Annotated in this window: 13 protein-coding genes and 1 riboswitch; of the genes, 3 read left to right on the top strand and 10 right to left on the bottom strand. The window is 71.8% G+C overall.

Annotated elements, in window-relative coordinates:
* Positions 1-107 precede the first annotated feature (107 nt).
* The 5 genes from mmsB to OHL10_RS03420 all read right to left on the bottom strand — a co-directional run bounded on the left by mmsB (position 108) and on the right by OHL10_RS03420 (position 6,723).
* Complete coding sequence (gene mmsB, locus OHL10_RS03440) at positions 108-1,289, bottom strand: multiple monosaccharide ABC transporter permease (protein WP_265520745.1); 1,182 nt, start codon at positions 1,287-1,289, stop codon at positions 108-110.
* On the bottom strand, positions 1,286-2,824 hold the full coding sequence (gene mmsA / locus OHL10_RS03435) for a multiple monosaccharide ABC transporter ATP-binding protein (RefSeq protein WP_265520744.1): 1,539 nt from the start codon (positions 2,822-2,824) through the stop codon (positions 1,286-1,288). Before mmsA ends, mmsB begins: the two co-directional genes overlap by 4 nt.
* A 99-nt stretch (positions 2,825-2,923) precedes the next feature.
* On the bottom strand, positions 2,924-4,060 hold the full coding sequence (chvE, locus tag OHL10_RS03430; RefSeq protein ID WP_265520743.1) for a multiple monosaccharide ABC transporter substrate-binding protein: 1,137 nt from the start codon (positions 4,058-4,060) through the stop codon (positions 2,924-2,926).
* A gap of 351 nt (positions 4,061-4,411) precedes the next feature.
* Positions 4,412-5,398 (bottom strand): malate dehydrogenase, encoded by a 987-nt coding sequence (locus OHL10_RS03425; RefSeq protein ID WP_265520742.1) that lies wholly within the window; start codon positions 5,396-5,398, stop codon positions 4,412-4,414.
* Between the two features lie 107 nt (positions 5,399-5,505).
* Positions 5,506-6,723 (bottom strand): NADP-dependent isocitrate dehydrogenase, encoded by a 1,218-nt coding sequence (locus OHL10_RS03420; protein WP_265520741.1) that lies wholly within the window; start codon positions 6,721-6,723, stop codon positions 5,506-5,508.
* Between the two features lie 369 nt (positions 6,724-7,092).
* Here OHL10_RS03420 and OHL10_RS03415 point away from each other — a divergent pair, with 369 nt between their 5' ends.
* Positions 7,093-8,097, top strand: coding sequence for an aquaporin (locus OHL10_RS03415; protein ID WP_265520740.1), 1,005 nt, complete (start codon positions 7,093-7,095; stop codon positions 8,095-8,097).
* 48 nt (positions 8,098-8,145) lie between these two features.
* On the opposite strand, the gene OHL10_RS03410 is transcribed toward OHL10_RS03415, so the two are convergent.
* Positions 8,146-8,487 (bottom strand): DUF3017 domain-containing protein, encoded by a 342-nt coding sequence (locus OHL10_RS03410; RefSeq protein ID WP_265520739.1) that lies wholly within the window; start codon positions 8,485-8,487, stop codon positions 8,146-8,148.
* A gap of 158 nt (positions 8,488-8,645) precedes the next feature.
* On the opposite strand from OHL10_RS03410, the gene OHL10_RS03405 reads away from it, so the two are divergent.
* The gene (locus tag OHL10_RS03405; RefSeq protein ID WP_265520738.1) at positions 8,646-10,013 is read left to right on the top strand and encodes an NAD(P)/FAD-dependent oxidoreductase; all 1,368 of its coding nucleotides are present in this window, start codon (positions 8,646-8,648) and stop codon (positions 10,011-10,013) included.
* Between the two features lie 14 nt (positions 10,014-10,027).
* Here the strand turns inward: OHL10_RS03405 and purH are convergent, their stop codons facing one another.
* Both purH and purN read right to left on the bottom strand, forming a co-directional pair.
* A complete protein-coding gene (purH, locus tag OHL10_RS03400) occupies positions 10,028-11,686 on the bottom strand; it encodes a bifunctional phosphoribosylaminoimidazolecarboxamide formyltransferase/IMP cyclohydrolase (protein WP_265520737.1) in 1,659 nt (552 codons plus the stop codon).
* A gap of 47 nt (positions 11,687-11,733) precedes the next feature.
* Positions 11,734-11,823: riboswitch (ZMP/ZTP riboswitch) on the bottom strand.
* 35 nt (positions 11,824-11,858) lie between these two features.
* Positions 11,859-12,500, bottom strand: coding sequence for a phosphoribosylglycinamide formyltransferase (purN, locus tag OHL10_RS03395; RefSeq protein ID WP_265520736.1), 642 nt, complete (start codon positions 12,498-12,500; stop codon positions 11,859-11,861).
* A 139-nt stretch (positions 12,501-12,639) separates the two neighbouring features.
* Between purN and OHL10_RS03390 the strand changes: the two genes are divergently transcribed.
* Positions 12,640-13,203 carry a hypothetical protein gene (locus OHL10_RS03390; RefSeq protein WP_265520735.1) on the top strand — a complete coding sequence of 188 codons (564 nt, stop codon included), beginning with the start codon at positions 12,640-12,642 and terminating at the stop codon, positions 13,201-13,203.
* A gap of 51 nt (positions 13,204-13,254) precedes the next feature.
* On the opposite strand, the gene OHL10_RS03385 is transcribed toward OHL10_RS03390, so the two are convergent.
* A complete protein-coding gene (locus OHL10_RS03385) occupies positions 13,255-14,637 on the bottom strand; it encodes a sensor histidine kinase (protein WP_265520734.1) in 1,383 nt (460 codons plus the stop codon).
* Between the two features lie 3 nt (positions 14,638-14,640).
* Positions 14,641-15,288: a response regulator gene (locus tag OHL10_RS03380; protein WP_265520733.1), complete on the bottom strand. Its 648-nt coding sequence runs from the start codon at positions 15,286-15,288 to the stop codon at positions 14,641-14,643.
* Positions 15,289-15,333: the final 45 nt, after the last annotated feature.

The raw sequence follows: 15,333 nt of genomic DNA, 5'->3' as shown, positions 1-15,333 counted from the left end.
TCCTCTCACGTCGGCCAGCCTACCCACCCGCACGGGTGCCGCCACGCATGCGGACAGCCCGGGTGAGGTACCGGGACCTCACGGTACTCACCCGGGCTCGTCGCAGGTCAGCGTGACGCGCCGACGCGACGCTTGTTGAAGATGTCGAACGCGACGGCCAGCAGGAGCACAAGACCCTTGATGACCTGCTGCACCGACTGGTCGACACCCATGAGCTGCATACCGTTGCTCATCACTCCCATGATGAGGCCACCGACCATCGCGCCGGTCACCCGGCCGACGCCTCCGGTCGTGGACGCACCACCGATGAAGCAGGCGGCGATCGCATCGAGCTCGAACATGTTCCCGGCCGCGGGTTGCGCACCGTTGGACCGGGACGAGTACACGACGCCTGCCACCGCGGCGAGGAAGCCCATGTTGACGAAGATCCAGAAGTTGATGCGCTTGACCTTCACCCCGGACAGCTGGGCGGCGGAGAGGTTGCCACCGATCGCGTAGACGTGGCGGCCGAACACGGTCTTCGTCGTGACGATCGTGTAGGCGATCACGAGGACGCCGAGGATGATGAGCACGATCGGCAGCCCACGGCTACGGGCGAGCTGGTAGGCGAACGCCATGACGACCGCGCCCACGAGCACGAGGCGGAGCACGAAGAGCGGCATCGTCTCGACGGTCTGGCGGTACTTGATCCGCCCGCGACGCGAGCGCAGCTGGCTCACGGCGTACCCGACGACGGCGATCGCGGCGATCACGAGCGTGAACACGTCGATGCCTTGCCCACCGAGGAACCCGTTGAGGAACCCGCCCGCCACCCGCTGGTACTCCGGCGGGAACGGCGAGAGCGAGACGTTGTTGAGCACCTGGAGCGTCAGACCACGGAACAGGAGCATGCCCGCCAGGGTGACGATGAACGCCGGGATACCGACGTAGGCGACCCAGAAGCCCTGCCAGGCCCCCACGAGGAGCCCGACGGCGAGCGCCGCGAGGATCCCGACCCACCAGGGCTGGCCGGCCCGGATGACGACGACCGCCGAGACCGCACCCGTCAGAGCAACCACCGACCCCACCGACAGGTCGATGTGCCCGCCGATGATGACGATCACCATGCCGATGGCGAGGATGAGGATGTACGAGTACTGCAGGACGATGTTCGTCATGTTCCCCGGGCTGAGCAGCATCCCGTTGGTGAGGATCGCGAACAGCCCGACGATCGCGACGAACGCGATGTAGATCCCGCTCTGTCGCAGGTTTCTCGTGAAGAGTTCTTGCAAGCCTGCTACGGCAGTCATCGGACCAGGTCCCTTTCCTTGGTCATGAGCTCCATGACGTTCTCCTGAGTGGCGTTCTCTCGCGACACCGAGCCGGTGACCCGGCCGGCCGCGAGGGTGTAGATGCGGTCACAGATGCCCAGCAGCTCGGGCAGCTCGGAGGAGATCACCACGACGGCCTTCCCGGCGTCCGCGAGCCGGTTGATGATCGTGTAGATCTCGTACTTCGCTCCGACGTCGATCCCGCGGGTGGGCTCGTCGAGGATGAGCACGTCCGGGTCGGTGTAGATCCACTTGCTGAGCACGACCTTCTGCTGGTTCCCGCCCGAGAGCTTCCCCGTGAGGGCCATGACCGTGGGTGCCTTGATGTTCATGCTGGCGCGGTAGTCCTCCGCGACCTTGATCTCCTCGTTGCCGTTCACCCAACCGGCACGCGAGAGCGTGCGCAGGCTGGCGGCGGAGATGTTGGTGCGGATGTCCTCGATGAGGTTGAGACCGTACTTCTTGCGGTCCTCGGTGGCGTACGCGATCCCGTGGTCGATCGCCTCGCTCACGGTGCGCGTGCTGACCTCCTTGCCGTGCATAAAGACCTTGCCGGTGATGTGGCTGCCGTAGGAACGGCCGAACACGCTCATCGCCAGCTCTGTCCGGCCCGCGCCCATCAGACCGGCGATGCCGACGATCTCCCCGGCGCGGACGGACAGGTTCGCCCGGTCGACGACGACGCGCTGCGGCTGGGTGGGGTGGTGCACGGTCCAGTCCTCGATCCGCAGGACCTCGTTCCCCGGGTGCGACTCGTGCGGCGGGTAGCGGTGGTCGAGGTCGCGCCCGACCATGCCCCGGATGATTCGTTCCTGCGTGACCTCACCGGAGCGCATGTCGAGCGTCTCGATGGTGCGACCGTCGCGGATGATCGTCGTGGAGTCGGCGATCTCCGCGATCTCGTTGAGCTTGTGCGAGATGATGATCGACGTGATGCCCTGCTGGCGCAGCTGGCGCAGCAGCCCGAGCAGGTGCTCGGAGTCGGCGTCGTTGAGCGCCGCGGTCGGCTCGTCGAGGATCAGGAGCTTGACCTGCTTCGACAAGGCCTTGGCGATCTCGACGAGCTGCTGCTTGCCGACACCGAGCTGGCTGACGGGGGTGACCGGGAGCTCGTCGAGACCGACCCGGGCGAGCAGGTCCGCCGCCTCGGAGTTCGCGCGGTTCCAGTCGACCAGTCCGCGGTGCTTGCGTTCGTTGCCGAGGAAGATGTTCTCGGCGATCGACAGGTAGGGCACCAGCGCGAGCTCCTGGTGGATGATGACGATGCCCTCGTCCTCCGAGTCGTTGATGGAGCCGAACTCCACCTCCGCGCCCTCGAAGAGGATCGTGCCGGAGTAGGTGCCGTGCGGGTATACCCCGGACAGCACCTTCATGAGGGTCGACTTCCCGGCACCGTTCTCTCCGCAGATCGCGCGGATCTCTCCGTGCTCGACCGAGAGCGAGACGTCCTGCAGTGCCTTGACGCCGGGGAACGTCTTGGTGATGGACTGCATCTCGAGAATCGGGCTCGCCATACGGGCTTCACCATCTTTCGTCGTTCGGTGCGGCCCTGGCGGCCGGCACGCGGGTTCGCGCCCGGACCGGCCGCCAGGAGGCCGTGGGGATCTGCTGGGTCAGGACTGGCCGCTGGCGACCTGCGCCTCGGTCCAGTACCCGGTCTCGAGGAGCAGGTCGTAGTAGTTGCTCTTGTAGACCACGTCGGAGACGAGGAGGAACGACGGGACGACCTTGACGCCGTTGTCGTAGGACTCGGTGTCGTTCGCCTCCGGCTCCTCGCCGGACAGGAACGCCTGCGCCACGATGACCGCCTGGTCGGCGAGCTTGCGGGTGTCCTTGAAGATCGTCGCGTACTGGACGTCCTCGTCGATGAGCTTGACGGAGCCGATCTCGGCGTCCTGGCCCGTCACGACGGGCAGCCCCTCGGGGATCGTCGGCCCGCTGCCGTCGTTCTGCAGCGCGGTGATGATGCCGCGGGAGATCCCGTCGTACGGCGAGAGCACACCGTGCAGCTCGGTGCCGTCCGAGTAGGTGGACGTGAGCAGGTCTTCCATACGCTTCTGCGCCGTCTCCTGCGACCAGCGCAGCGTCGCGGCCTGCTCGATCTCGGTCTGGCCGGAGGGCACCGAGATCGTGCCGTCCTCGATGTAGGGCTCGAGGCGGTCGATCGCGCCCTGCCAGAAGAAGTGGGCGTTGTTGTCGTCCAGCGAACCCGCGAAGAGCTCGATGTTGAACGGACCGGTGGCGTCGCCGTCCGAGCCGTCCTCCGTGAGCACACCGAGACCGGCGAGCAGCGAGGTCGCCTGCTGGTGGCCGACCGCGTAGTTGTCGAACGTCACGTAGAAGTCGACGTTCTCGCTGTCCCGGATGAGCCGGTCGTAGGCGATGACCGGGATGCCCTGGTCCGCCGCGGCCTGGAGCTGGTTCGAGAGCGCGGTGCCGTCGATCGAGGCGACGATGAGCAGGTCGGCGCCCTTGGTGATCATCTGGTCGATCTGCTGCTGCTGGGTGGGGATGTCGTCGGCCGCGTACTGCAGGTCGACGTCGTACCCGGCTTCCTCGAGCCCCGCCTTGACGGCGTTGCCGTCCGCGATCCAACGCTCGGACGTCTCGGTCGGCATCGCCACACCGATCAGCCCGCCCTCGCCGGACTCCTCCGCCGTGCTCCCGTCGCTGCCGGCCCCGCCGCCAGCGCACGCGGCGAGGCCGAGCGCGAGGACTGCGCCCGTCGCCGCGATAGTGAACCGTCGCATCTGTGCTCCCCAATCATCCTTGAGTGGTTGGCCCGCCCCGGTGGCCGGGGAGGGAGCTGCTCGCCCGGCGACATCCGTCGTCGTCCGGTGGCAGCGCGACAACTCTGATGTCTTCACTAGTCAAAGTCAAGAGGTCGGGGTACGGAACCTCCGTTTGCACGTCACGGTTTGGTTACGACCCCTATTTGTCCCCTTCGTGGCTACTTTGCAAGCGATCCTGCATCATGTCCAGGGCAAACAGCGTCATATTCTCTTCGCGTAACGAACCCAACAGTTCCGGAGACGACGACGGCGCCCACCCGTGAGGGTGAGCGCCGTCGTCGTGCGTGCGCAGGGATGCGCGGCGGACCGTCAGACCAGGCCGAGCCCTCGCACCGCGTCGCGCTCCTCGGCGAGCTCCGCCACCGAGGCGTCGATGCGCGCCCGGGAGAGGTCGGAGATCTCGAGGCCCTGGACGATCTCCCACGACCCGCCGCGCGAGACCACCGGGAACGAGGAGATCAGGCCCTCGGGCACACCGTACGAGCCGTCGGACACGATGCCGGCGCTCGTCCAGTCCCCCGCGGGCGTGCCGTGCACCCAGTCGCGGACGTGGTCGATCGCGGCGTTCGCGGCCGAGGCCGCCGACGACGCCCCGCGGGCGTCGATGATCGCCGCGCCCCGCTTGGCGACGGTCGGGATGAACTCGTCGGCCAGCCACCTCTCGTCAGCGGCGAGCTCGGCGCCCGGTCGCCCGGCGACCTCGGCGTGGAACAGGTCCGGGTACTGGGTGGCCGAGTGGTTGCCCCAGATGGTCAGCTTCTTGACGTCGGAGACCGGGACGCCGGCCCTCTTGGCGACCTGCGTGAGCGCGCGGTTGTGGTCGAGCCGTGTCATCGCGGTGAAACGGTCTGCCGGCACGTCGGGAGCGTTGGACGCCGCGATGAGTGCGTTGGTGTTCGCCGGGTTGCCCACGACGAGCACCCGGACGTCCTGCGCCGCGCCGGCGTTGATCGCCTCGCCCTGCGGCTTGAAGATCCCACCGTTGGCCTCGAGGAGGTCACCGCGCTCCATGCCCGGGCCCCGCGGGCGTGCGCCCACCAGGAGGCCGATGTTGGCACCTTCGAAGCCGGCGCGCGGCTCGTCGAAGATGTCGATGCCCGCCAGCAGGGGGAACGCGCAGTCGTCGAGCTCCATCGCCGTGCCCTCCGCCGCCTTCACACCTTGCGGGATCTCCAGCAGACGCAGCTTCACGGGGGTGTCCGGGCCCAAGAGCTGACCGGACGCGATCCGGAACAGCAGGGCGTAGCCGATCTGACCGGCCGCGCCGGTCACCGTCACGTTCACGGGGGTAGTCATGGGGTTAGCCTCCCACAACGCAGGACGCCGGCGCCCACCGAGGTGAGCGCCGGCGTCATGGCAGCGCAGCCGCAGGTCGCGGCGCAGCGTAGCCGCAGGTCAGGAGGTCACGCCAGACGTGCTGCGAGGTTCTCGTCGAGCGCGGCGAGGAACTCCTCCGTGGTGAGGAACGCAGTGTCCGGCCCGACCAGGAGCGCGAGGTCCTTGGTCATCTTGCCCGACTCGACCGTCTTGATGACGACGTCCTCGAGCGTCTCGGCGAACGAGACGACCTCGGGGGTGCCGTCGATCTTGCCGCGGTGCATCAGGCCACGGGTCCAGGCGAAGATCGACGCGATCGGGTTGGTCGACGTCGGCTTGCCCTGCTGGTGCTGGCGGTAGTGGCGCGTGACCGTGCCGTGCGCGGCCTCGGCCTCGACGGTCTTGCCGTCCGGGGTCATGAGGACCGACGTCATGAGGCCGAGCGAGCCGAAGCCCTGCGCGACGGTGTCGGACTGCACGTCGCCGTCGTAGTTCTTGCACGCCCAGACGTACCCGCCCTCCCACTTCATGGCCGAGGCGACCATGTCGTCGATGAGGCGGTGCTCGTAGGTGAGCCCCTTCTCAGCGAACGCAGCGGCGAACTCGGCGTCGAAGACCTCCTGGAACAGGTCCTTGAACTGGCCGTCGTAGGCCTTGAGGATCGTGTTCTTCGTGGAGAGGTACACGGGGTAGTTCCGCTGGAGGCCGTAGGCGAACGACGCGCGCGCGAAGTCCTTGATGGACTCGTTGAAGTTGTACATCCCCATCGCGACGCCACCCTCGTCGGGCATCGTCACGACGTCGAACTGCATCGGCTCGCCCCCGTCGGACGGCTCGAAGCTCATGGTGATCTTGCCGGGGCCGGGCACCTTGAAGTTCGTCGACTTGTACTGGTCGCCGTGAGCGTGACGGCCGATGATGATCGGCTTGTTCCAGCCGGGGACCAGGCGCGGGATGTTCGAGATGATGATCGGCTCGCGGAAGACGACGCCGCCGAGGATGTTGCGGATGGTCCCGTTCGGGGACACCCACATCTTCTTCAGGCCGAACTCCTCGACCCGCGCCTCGTCGGGGGTGATCGTCGCGCACTTGACACCGACGTGGTGCTCCTTGATCGCGTTCGCCGCGTCGATCGTCACCTGGTCGTCGGTGGCGTCGCGGTTCTGGATCGACAGGTCGTAGTACCGCAGGTCGACGTCGAGGTACGGGTGGATGAGGCGGTCCTTGATGAACTGCCAGATGATGCGCGTCATCTCGTCGCCGTCGAGCTCGACGACCGGACCGACTACCTTGATCTTGCCCATACGCGGGTGACTCCAACTCTGCGGGACGGAAGCGGGATCCTGTCGCCCACCGCGTGCGGGACGCGGCGCCACGTGCCGAGCGCCGAGCTCGGCTGCGAGCCGGGCGACGGTCGGCGGAACCCTGGATAGGACCGCCGCCCAGGATACTCGATTTCTCGACGTCAAGATACTTTTCGGGGCGGACTCGTCGCCCTCGTCCCGACGACGCGCGCGGGAGAAGTGCCGCAAACCTCCCCCTTGCTCAGCATTCGGTGGCAGGATGCCAGACGACGGCTCCTGTCGCTCTCGCGGCGGCGCCCGCCGGTCCCACGCCCCGACGCCCGCGCTGCCAGCCCGACGGCGTCCCCACCGCACGGAACAGGAATCCGCATGTCGAAGGACACAGCCGCACCGCACGTCGGTGCACCCGACCTCGTCGTCGACGAACGCCAGACGGTCAGCGTCGTCGGCCCCAGCCTCCTGGCCCGGCTCGGCGCCGAGTCGTTCGGCACCTTCTTCCTGGTGCTCGCCATCCTCGGAGTGGCGCTCTACGGGCGGTTCTCGAACGCCGGGCTCACCCTCGCCAGCGCGCTCGCCGGCGGCCTGGCCCTCATGGCGGCGGTCGCCGCCGTCGGGCACGTGTCCGGTGGCCACTTCAACCCGGCCGTGACGCTCGGGGCGGCCATCGGCGGACGCACCGCCTGGCGCGACCTCCTTCCGTACTGGCTCGCCCAGCTCGTCGGCGCCGTCCTCGCCGGTCTCGTGCTGTTCGCGACGATCCCCCAGGCCGGACTGCCGATCCTCCAGCAGGGCGGGGCCATCGCCGAGGCGACCCGGCAGTCGTTCCTGTCCTCGGTGGCCAACGGCTACGGCGACGACTCCCCGCTGGCCGCGGCGACCAACGGCGCCTTCGCCTTCGACATGGTCGCGGTGCTCCTCATCGAGGTCGTCGTGACGGCCGTGTTCGTCGGGATCATCCTCGGCGTCACCGACCAGCGCTCTACCGCGAAGATCGCCCCCGTCGCGATCGGCCTCGCCCTGACGGTCGGGCTGCTCATCGCCGCCCCGTTCTCCGGCGGATCGCTCAACCCGGCCCGCTCGTTCGCCGCCGCCGTGTTCGCCGGCGACATGAGTCAGGTGTGGCTGTTCATCGTCGCCCCGCTCGCCGGTGCCGCCATCGCGGCGCTGTTCTACCGCGCGTTCGCCGTCGCTCCCGAGCAGGACGACCTCCTCGGCGAGGACAAGATCGTCGTCGAGGAGCAGGCTGCCGTCGTCGAGGAGCAGACTGCCGCTGAGGACGTCGTCGTGGAGCAGGTGGAGCCCGCGGTGGAGCCGGCCGCGCCCGAGAAGCCGCGCGAGGACGGGACCGGCCCCAAGACCACGCCGTCGGTCTGACACCAGGACGACGGGCCCGTCCCCTCCCGGGGGCGGGCCCGTCGTCGTTCAGATCGCCGGTGCGACCACCGCGAGGGACGCGATCATCGCGCCCAGCGACCAGAAGAAGAAGACGTCGACGCCGCGGGACCGGACGGTCAGGCCGACAGGTCCCGGGCCCGGCAGCAGCGCCCGCAGGAGTCCTGCGGCGACGAGCAGCGAGGCGAGGGCCAACGTACCCTCGCGCCCGCCCACGAGGACCGCGACCGCGAGCGAGGCGAGCACACCGGCGAGGACGAGCCAGATCGCGAGGTTGCGGCGCGGCGCGAGGCTCACGGCCGGGAGGGGGTGCTCCGCGCGCGATCCCGGCGGGCGCGTGCTCGCGTCGCCTTCGGTCGGTTCGTTCGTCACGGTGGCTCCAAAGGGCACGTGGTGCCAGCTCGGGACAAGGTCTCGGCGGCCCGGTGCCGAGCCTCGCCCGGGAGGTCGCGCAGCGCCGGGCGTGGTGACGTCGCTCACGCTTCCCACCGCCTCACGACGCAGAGCCTACCGCCCACTAGCGTGACACCATGCCGTCCTCCTCGCCCGGTCCTGCGTCCGCACCGTCCCCCGTCCGGTCCGTCGTCCGGTCTGTCGTCAGGTCTGTCGTCGTGGTCGGGGCGGGTCTCGCGGGCGCGCAGACCCTGGCCGCGCTGCGGCGCGACGGCTTCGACGGCCACGTGACGCTCGTCGGCGGTGAGGGCGTCGCCCCCTACGACCGGCCCCCGCTGTCGAAGGAGCTGCTCAGCCGGAGCGAGCCCGCATGGTTGAGCTCCGAGCTCGGGGTGCGCGTCGAGGAGCTCGCGGACGTCACGCTGCTGGACGACCCCGCGGCCCGCCTCGAGCCCAGCGCGGGCTCCGTGGGCGTCGTCCTGGGTTCGGGGCGCACCGTGACGGCGGACGCCGTCGTCCTCGCGACCGGTTCGACGCCGGTACGCCCACCGGGGTGGGGGGCGGCGACCGTGCTGCACACCGCCCGTGACGCCGCGGCGCTGCGCGCGCACGTGTCCGCCGGCCGCCGGCTCGTGATCGTCGGCGCCGGGTGGATCGGAGCCGAGGTCGCCGGGGTCGCCGCCGGCGCGGGGTGCGACGTGACGGTCGTGGAGACCGCCGGCACCCCGCTGTCCCGCCAGCTCGGCGAGGTCGTGGGCGCGCACCTGGCCCGGTGGTACGCCGAGGCGGGCGTGCGGCTCGTCACGGGTTCCCAGGTCACCTCGGTGGACGACGGCGGAGCGCGCCTCGCCGACGGGCGTCAGCTCCCGGCCGACGTCGTGCTGGCAGCGGTGGGCGCCCGGCCCGCCACCGCCTGGCTCGCCGGCGCGCTCCCGCTCGACGCCCGCGGTGCGGTCACGGTGGACCGGACCGGGCGGCTCGTCGTGCCCGCGGACGCCGCGCCGTCGGGCGCACCCCTGCCCCCGGGCGCCGACCGGATCTGGGCCGTGGGCGACTGCGCCACGCGCGAGCACCCCGTCTTCGGCCTCGTCCCGGGCGGGCACTGGTCGGCCGCGCTGCACGACCCCGAGGTGACCGTACGGGCGCTGCTCGCCGGTGGACACGAGGACGGCCCGGCGACCGAGCCCGTCGCGGCGCACGCCCCGTACGTCTTCTCCCGCCAGCTCGGGCACGACCTCACCCTCTTCGGTACGCCGTCCCCGACCGACGACGTCGTGCTGCGCGGCGACCCGCGCGGCGGGGCCTCAGGCCACGAGGGCTGGACGGCGCTCTACCTCGACCCGACGACGCGGAGCACCGTACGGAGGGCGCGGGCGATCCTCGTCGTCGACGCCCCTCGCGAGGTCGGTGCCGTGCGCCGCCTGATGAACCGGGACGTCCCGGTCGACCTCGACCTGACGGTCGCGACCGACCTGGCCCGGCGCCTGCGCGACGCCGTGGTCTGACCGGGACCGCCGCGTCAGTGGGCGAAGTGGCGCGTGCCCGTGAGGTACATCGTCACGCCGGCCGCGGCGGCCGCCGCGACGACCTCCTCGTCACGGACCGAGCCGCCGGGCTGGACCACGGCCTTCACCCCGGCGTCGAGCAGGACCTGCAGGCCGTCCGCGAAGGGGAAGAACGCGTCGGAGGCCGCGACCGCGCCGCGGGCGCGCTCTTCGCCGTCGGCGAGGGTGTTGGCCCGCTCCACCGCGAGCCGGCACGAGTCGACCCGGTTGACCTGCCCCATGCCCACGCCGACCGCGGCGCCGCCCGAGGCGAGGAGGATCGCGTTGGACTTCGCGGCGCGCACGGCCCGCCAGGCGAAGGCCAGGTCGGCGAGCGTCGCCGCGTCGGCGGCCTCGCCCGTGGCGAGCGTCCAGCTCGCCGGGTCGTCCCCGCCGCCGTCGACCTCGGCGTCCACCCGGTCCACGCTCTGCAGCAGGAGCCCGCCGCTGATCGGACGGAGCTCCACCGCGGCGGAGGGCGCACCCTCGACCACGAGGAGCCGGAGGTTCTTCTTGCGCTCGAGGACCTCGAGCGCCTCGGGCTCGAAGCCCGGGGCCACCACGACCTCCGTGAAGACCGGTGCGATCTGCTCGGCCGCGGCACGCGTGACGACGCGGTTGGCGGCGATGACACCGCCGTACGCCGACACCGGGTCCGTCGCGTGGGCACGGGCGTGCGCCTCGGCGATGTCGGCACCCACCGCGATGCCGCACGGGTTCGCGTGCTTGATGATCGCGACCGCGGGCTCGTCGTGGTCGTGCGCGGCGCGCCACGCGGCGTCCGCGTCGACGTAGTTGTTGTAGCTCATGGCCTTGCCGTGGAGCTGGTGCGCCTGCGCGAGCCCGCGCGTGCCGTCGCCGCGCGTGTAGAGCGCGGCGCGCTGGTGCGGGTTCTCGCCGTAGCGCAGCACGTCGGCGCGGTCCCACGTCGCACCGACCCAGGCGGGGAAGCCCGACCCGGTCGCGCCGGTCGGGTCGGACGCGTCGGTCGCGTCGGTCGGGGACACGACGCTGCTCATCCAGGACGCGACGGCGACGTCGTAGGTCGCGGTGTGCACGAACGCCTGGGCGGCGAGCGCCTTGCGCTGGGCGTAGGTGAAGCCCCCACCCTGCACGGCGGCCGCGACGTCGTCGTACGCGGCCGGGTCGACGACGATCGCGACGCTCGGGTGGTTCTTCGCGGCGGCGCGCACCATCGAGGGGCCACCGATGTCGATCTGCTCGATCACGGCGTCCTGGCCTGCGCCGGAGGCCACCGTCGCGGCGAACGGGTAGAGGTTCACCACGACGAGCTCGAACGTCTCGATGCCCAGCTCCGCGATCTGGGCGAGGTGGTCGGGCTTGCGGGAGTCGGCGAGGATGCCGGCGTGCACGCGCGGGTGCAGGGTCTTGACCCGGCCCTCGAGGCACTCGGGGAAGCCCGTGAGATCCTCGACCCGGGTGACCGGGATGCCCGCAGCGGCGACCGTCCCGGCCGTGGAACCGGTGGAGACGAGCTCGACCCCGGCGGCGTGCAGTGCCGTGGCGAGCTCGACGAGCCCGGTCTTGTCGTAGACGCTGAGCAGCGCGCGGCGCACGGGGCGCCGCGCGTCGTCGGCGATCGGGGTCGCGGGGCCGGTGGGGGCAGCGGACATGGCGTGTCACTCCTGACGAGAGGCTGGTGTCGCGGTCGGTTGCTTCACCCAGGCGCCCAGGCGGGCGGCGCGCATCACAGGGACTGCTGGCCGCTCCCCGGTGGTCGTTCCCACCCTCGCCAGTCACGGCCGCCACCGATTCTAGCGGCAGCCGGCACCGGCTGGTCCCGGCTCAGCCGATCGTCGCGCGCCGACCCTCGATGTGCAGCCCGTCGCGTGCCACCCGGCCCACCGTCTGGACGAGGAGCGCCCGCTCGGCGACCTTGATGCGCTCGTGCAGCGTGGACTCGTCGTCGTCCGGCTCGACGGGCACCGCCGCCTGGGCGAGGATCGGGCCCGTGTCGACACCGGCGTCGACCACGTGCACCGTGCAGCCCGTCACCGCGACGCCGTACGCGAGGGCGTCGCGCACGCCGTGAGCCCCCGGGAAGGCAGGGAGCAGCGCAGGGTGCGTGTTGACGGTGCGCCCGGCGAAGCGGTCGACGAACTCGTGGCCGAGGATGCGCATAAAGCCGGCGAGCACGACGAGGTCCGGGCGGAACACCGCGACGGCCTCCGTGATCCCCGTGTTCCACGCCGCCCTGTCCTCGAAGTCCGCGGGGTCCACCACGACTGACGCGACTCCCCCGTCGCGCGCGAGGTCGAGCGCTCCTGCCGCCGGCCGGTCGGTGACGACCCCGACGACGCGGGCGCCGTAGGCAGGGTCGTCGTGCGCGGCGAGCAGCGCGGCGAGGTTGCTCCCGCCGCCGGAGACGAGCACCACGAGACGGGCCGCCGAGGTGGAGTCGACGGGGTGGCCGGACGGGGTCTGCACAGGTCTCCTCGAGGATGCGGGGGGTGGGTCAGACCGCACCGCGGGTGCGGGACAATGGTCGTCGCAGCACACGATGGCACACGTAGACACAGATGGCACAGCTCACCGAGCCAGCAGAACCCGACCGAGGAGCCGACCGATGGGCAACCCGTACGCGCCGCCGCAGGGCGACGCACCACCGCGGCCCCGCCCGGGCACGGGGCCCGTGGACCAGCCGCCCGCGGGCGGTCCGCCGCCACCTCCGGCACAGCAGCCGTCCCCTCAGCCGGCACCGCGGCCGGGTCCGCCCGAGCCGCCGCCGGCCGACCCGGAGGAGGCCCGGGTCGCGACCCGCCGGGTCGTGCACTTCGGCCTGCTCCTGCTCCTGGTGATCATCCTCAGCGCGCTGCCCTTCCCCTGGCAGCTCGCGAGCCTCGCTGTCGCCGTCGCGGCGCTCGTCGTCGGTGTCCGCGCCCTGCGGGCGGTGTGGCGCGCACGCGTCCGCGGCGCTCTCGCACCCGCGGTCGTGATCGGTGTGGTCCTCACGAGCATCATGGCGCTGCAGATGATCATGACGCTGGCGACGTGGGACATCGCGATCACCCACCAGCGGTGCCTCGACGGCGCCATCACGGTCTCCGCGACCGACCGCTGCGAGGCCGCGCGCGACGCCGCGCTCCAGGAGTGGCTCACGAACGTCACCCCGACCGCACCGGGTTCCTGACGACGTCCGCTCGATCCGGGGGCCACGCCTGACCCGGTCGCCGGGCCGGCGCTATCCCGGGCCCTGCGCCTGCGGGACGACGACGCGCACGTGCGTCCCGGCAGGTCCGCTGGTCACGTCGACGCTGCCGCCGGCATCCTCGACGGCGGCCCGCACGAGCCGCAGCCCGTGGTGGCCCGCGGGGGTGCCGCTCACGTCGAAGCCGTGCCCGTCGTCGCGCACCTCGATCCCGACCTCGCGCCCCCACCCGCTCCCAGGCCCTGCCCCGACCAGCTCGATCTCGACCCGCGTGCCGCCGGAGTGCGCGACGGCGTTGCGCACGAGCTCCGCGCAGCACCGCAGCAGCAGCGCCCGGCGCGCGGGGTCCACGTCCACCGCGGCGCCCGTCACCCGCACCGCGGGTCCTGAGCCCTGCCCGTCCGCGGGCGCGCCGAGCCGTGCGACGAGCGCGTCCAGCGCCGTCCGCAGGTCCTGCTGCTCGACCTCGGGCGGGTTGAGGTCGTCGAGGACCTCGCGCAGGTCGGCGATCTCGTCCCGGACACGTTCGGCGAGCTCGGCGCGCAGCGCGTCCGGCCCCCGGCGCATCCCTGTCCCGTCGCGACCACCCGTCGCTCCTCCGGTCGCGACACCCTCCGTGCCCGCGCCGACCTCCAGCGCGACGCCGAGCGCGGCGAGGTCCTGGACGAGCCCGTCGTGCAGGCGGCGCGCGAGGCGACGGCGCTCGTCCTCGGACGCGGCGAGCGCCCGCGCGAGGAGCTCGCGGCGCTCGGACTCCGCCTGCGCGTAGCCGCGGGCGAGCCGCAGCGCGAGCGGAAGGGTGGCGGCGGCCAGCAGGACGGGCGGCAGGAGGGCGAGCGGCAGCACGTGGGCGAGGAGCTCGCGGGCGCGCTCGGCGGTCTGCGTGACGAGGTAGAGCTCGACCACGGCCGTCTGCCCGTCGACGTCCTCGAACGGCAGGTACACCTCGACGAGGTCCACGGGCGCGCCGGTCTCGGTGGCGTGCGCGGCGTCGTCGGGCACACCGGTGACGACGGGCTCGCCGGTGCTGATCGCCTCGCGGAGGGTCGGGCTCACGGGCACCCGCAGGCCCTCGATCTCGGTGGCGTCGGAGTAGACGAGCTCGACGGTCTCGTCGTCCTCGAACCGCCAGACCTTGACCCGGTAGACGTCCCCGTCGGCCCGCAGCGCGGAGACGGCCTCGGCCAGCCGGTCGCGCGCCTGGGTGCCCGAGCCGCCGACCTCGTCGACGTTGAGGGGTGCCATGACGGTGCGGGCGAACGAGCGGGCGACGTCCTGGGCCTGCAGCCGTGCCTCGTGCGTCGCGAACCACCAGGCACCCGCCGTCGCACCGAGGACGGCGAGGACGAGCACACCGGCGGTCGCCACGACGTAGCGCCGCACCGCACGCCGCGCGGACCGGGGACCGGTGTCCACGGCTCAGCGTCCGCCGACGCGGATGATGCCCGCGCCGTGCGCGGCGGTGACGGCCTCGAGCTGGGACCGCACCCCGAGCTTGGCGAGGACGGCCTTCACGTGGTCGCGCACCGTGTGCACGCTCAGACCGAGCCGCACCGCGATGGTCCGGACGTCCGCGCCCTCGCCGAGCAGGGTGAGCACCTCGAGCTCTCGGGGCGTGAGGTGCCACGTCTCGTGCGCGGTGGCGCTGCGCCGCACGAGGCCGGGGTCGCGTGCGGGGCGCGCCGGGGACGCGCTGCGGACCGCCTCGAGCAGCGCGGTGAGCCGGCCGTCCTTGGCGAGGAAGCCGCACGCGCCGTGCTCGAGCGCCGCCCGTTCCAGGTCAGGGCGGGGGTGGGCGGTGAGCATCACGACCCGGACGTCGGGGTCGGCCTCGCGGAGCGCGCGGAGCACCTCGAGTCCGTCGTCGCCGGGGAGCTGGACGTCGAGGACGACGGTGTCGGGGTGCAGCGTCGCGGCGAGGGCGAGCGCCCGCTCCCGGTCGTCCGCGACGCCGACGCACTCGAGGTCGTCCTCGGCGTCGAGGGCGGCCGCGATGAGGTCGGTGAGGATCCGGTGGTCGTCGACGACGAGCACGCGTCGCCGCGCGCTGGAACCTGCCTCGCCCATCCCTCTCCTCACGCCACCCCCCTCGATCTGGGGAGCCGGAGCGCC

The organism is Oerskovia flava (assembly GCF_026163685.1).
In the GTDB taxonomy this organism is placed as follows: Bacteria; Actinomycetota; Actinomycetes; order Actinomycetales; family Cellulomonadaceae; genus Oerskovia_A; species Oerskovia_A flava.
Note: the sequence above shows the minus strand (reverse complement) of the source record. Positions and strands in the feature narration are given on the sequence as shown.

Bases quoted from the DNA above. Each gene is read 5' to 3' on its own strand.
- mmsA (WP_265520744.1), bottom strand. From the start codon at position 2,824: ATGGCGAGCCCGATTCTCGAGATGCAGTCCATCACCAAGACGTTCCCC.
- mmsB (WP_265520745.1), bottom strand. From the start codon at position 1,289: ATGACTGCCGTAGCAGGCTTGCAAGAACTCTTCACGAGAAACCTGCGA.
- OHL10_RS03425 (WP_265520742.1), bottom strand. From the start codon at position 5,398: ATGACTACCCCCGTGAACGTGACGGTGACCGGCGCGGCCGGTCAGATC.
- OHL10_RS03420 (WP_265520741.1), bottom strand. From the start codon at position 6,723: ATGGGCAAGATCAAGGTAGTCGGTCCGGTCGTCGAGCTCGACGGCGAC.
- chvE (WP_265520743.1), bottom strand. From the start codon at position 4,060: ATGCGACGGTTCACTATCGCGGCGACGGGCGCAGTCCTCGCGCTCGGC.
- purH (WP_265520737.1), bottom strand. From the start codon at position 11,686: ATGTCCGCTGCCCCCACCGGCCCCGCGACCCCGATCGCCGACGACGCG.
- OHL10_RS03405 (WP_265520738.1), top strand. From the start codon at position 8,646: ATGCCGTCCTCCTCGCCCGGTCCTGCGTCCGCACCGTCCCCCGTCCGG.
- OHL10_RS03415 (WP_265520740.1), top strand. From the start codon at position 7,093: ATGTCGAAGGACACAGCCGCACCGCACGTCGGTGCACCCGACCTCGTC.
- OHL10_RS03380 (WP_265520733.1), bottom strand. From the start codon at position 15,288: ATGGGCGAGGCAGGTTCCAGCGCGCGGCGACGCGTGCTCGTCGTCGAC.
- OHL10_RS03390 (WP_265520735.1), top strand. From the start codon at position 12,640: ATGGGCAACCCGTACGCGCCGCCGCAGGGCGACGCACCACCGCGGCCC.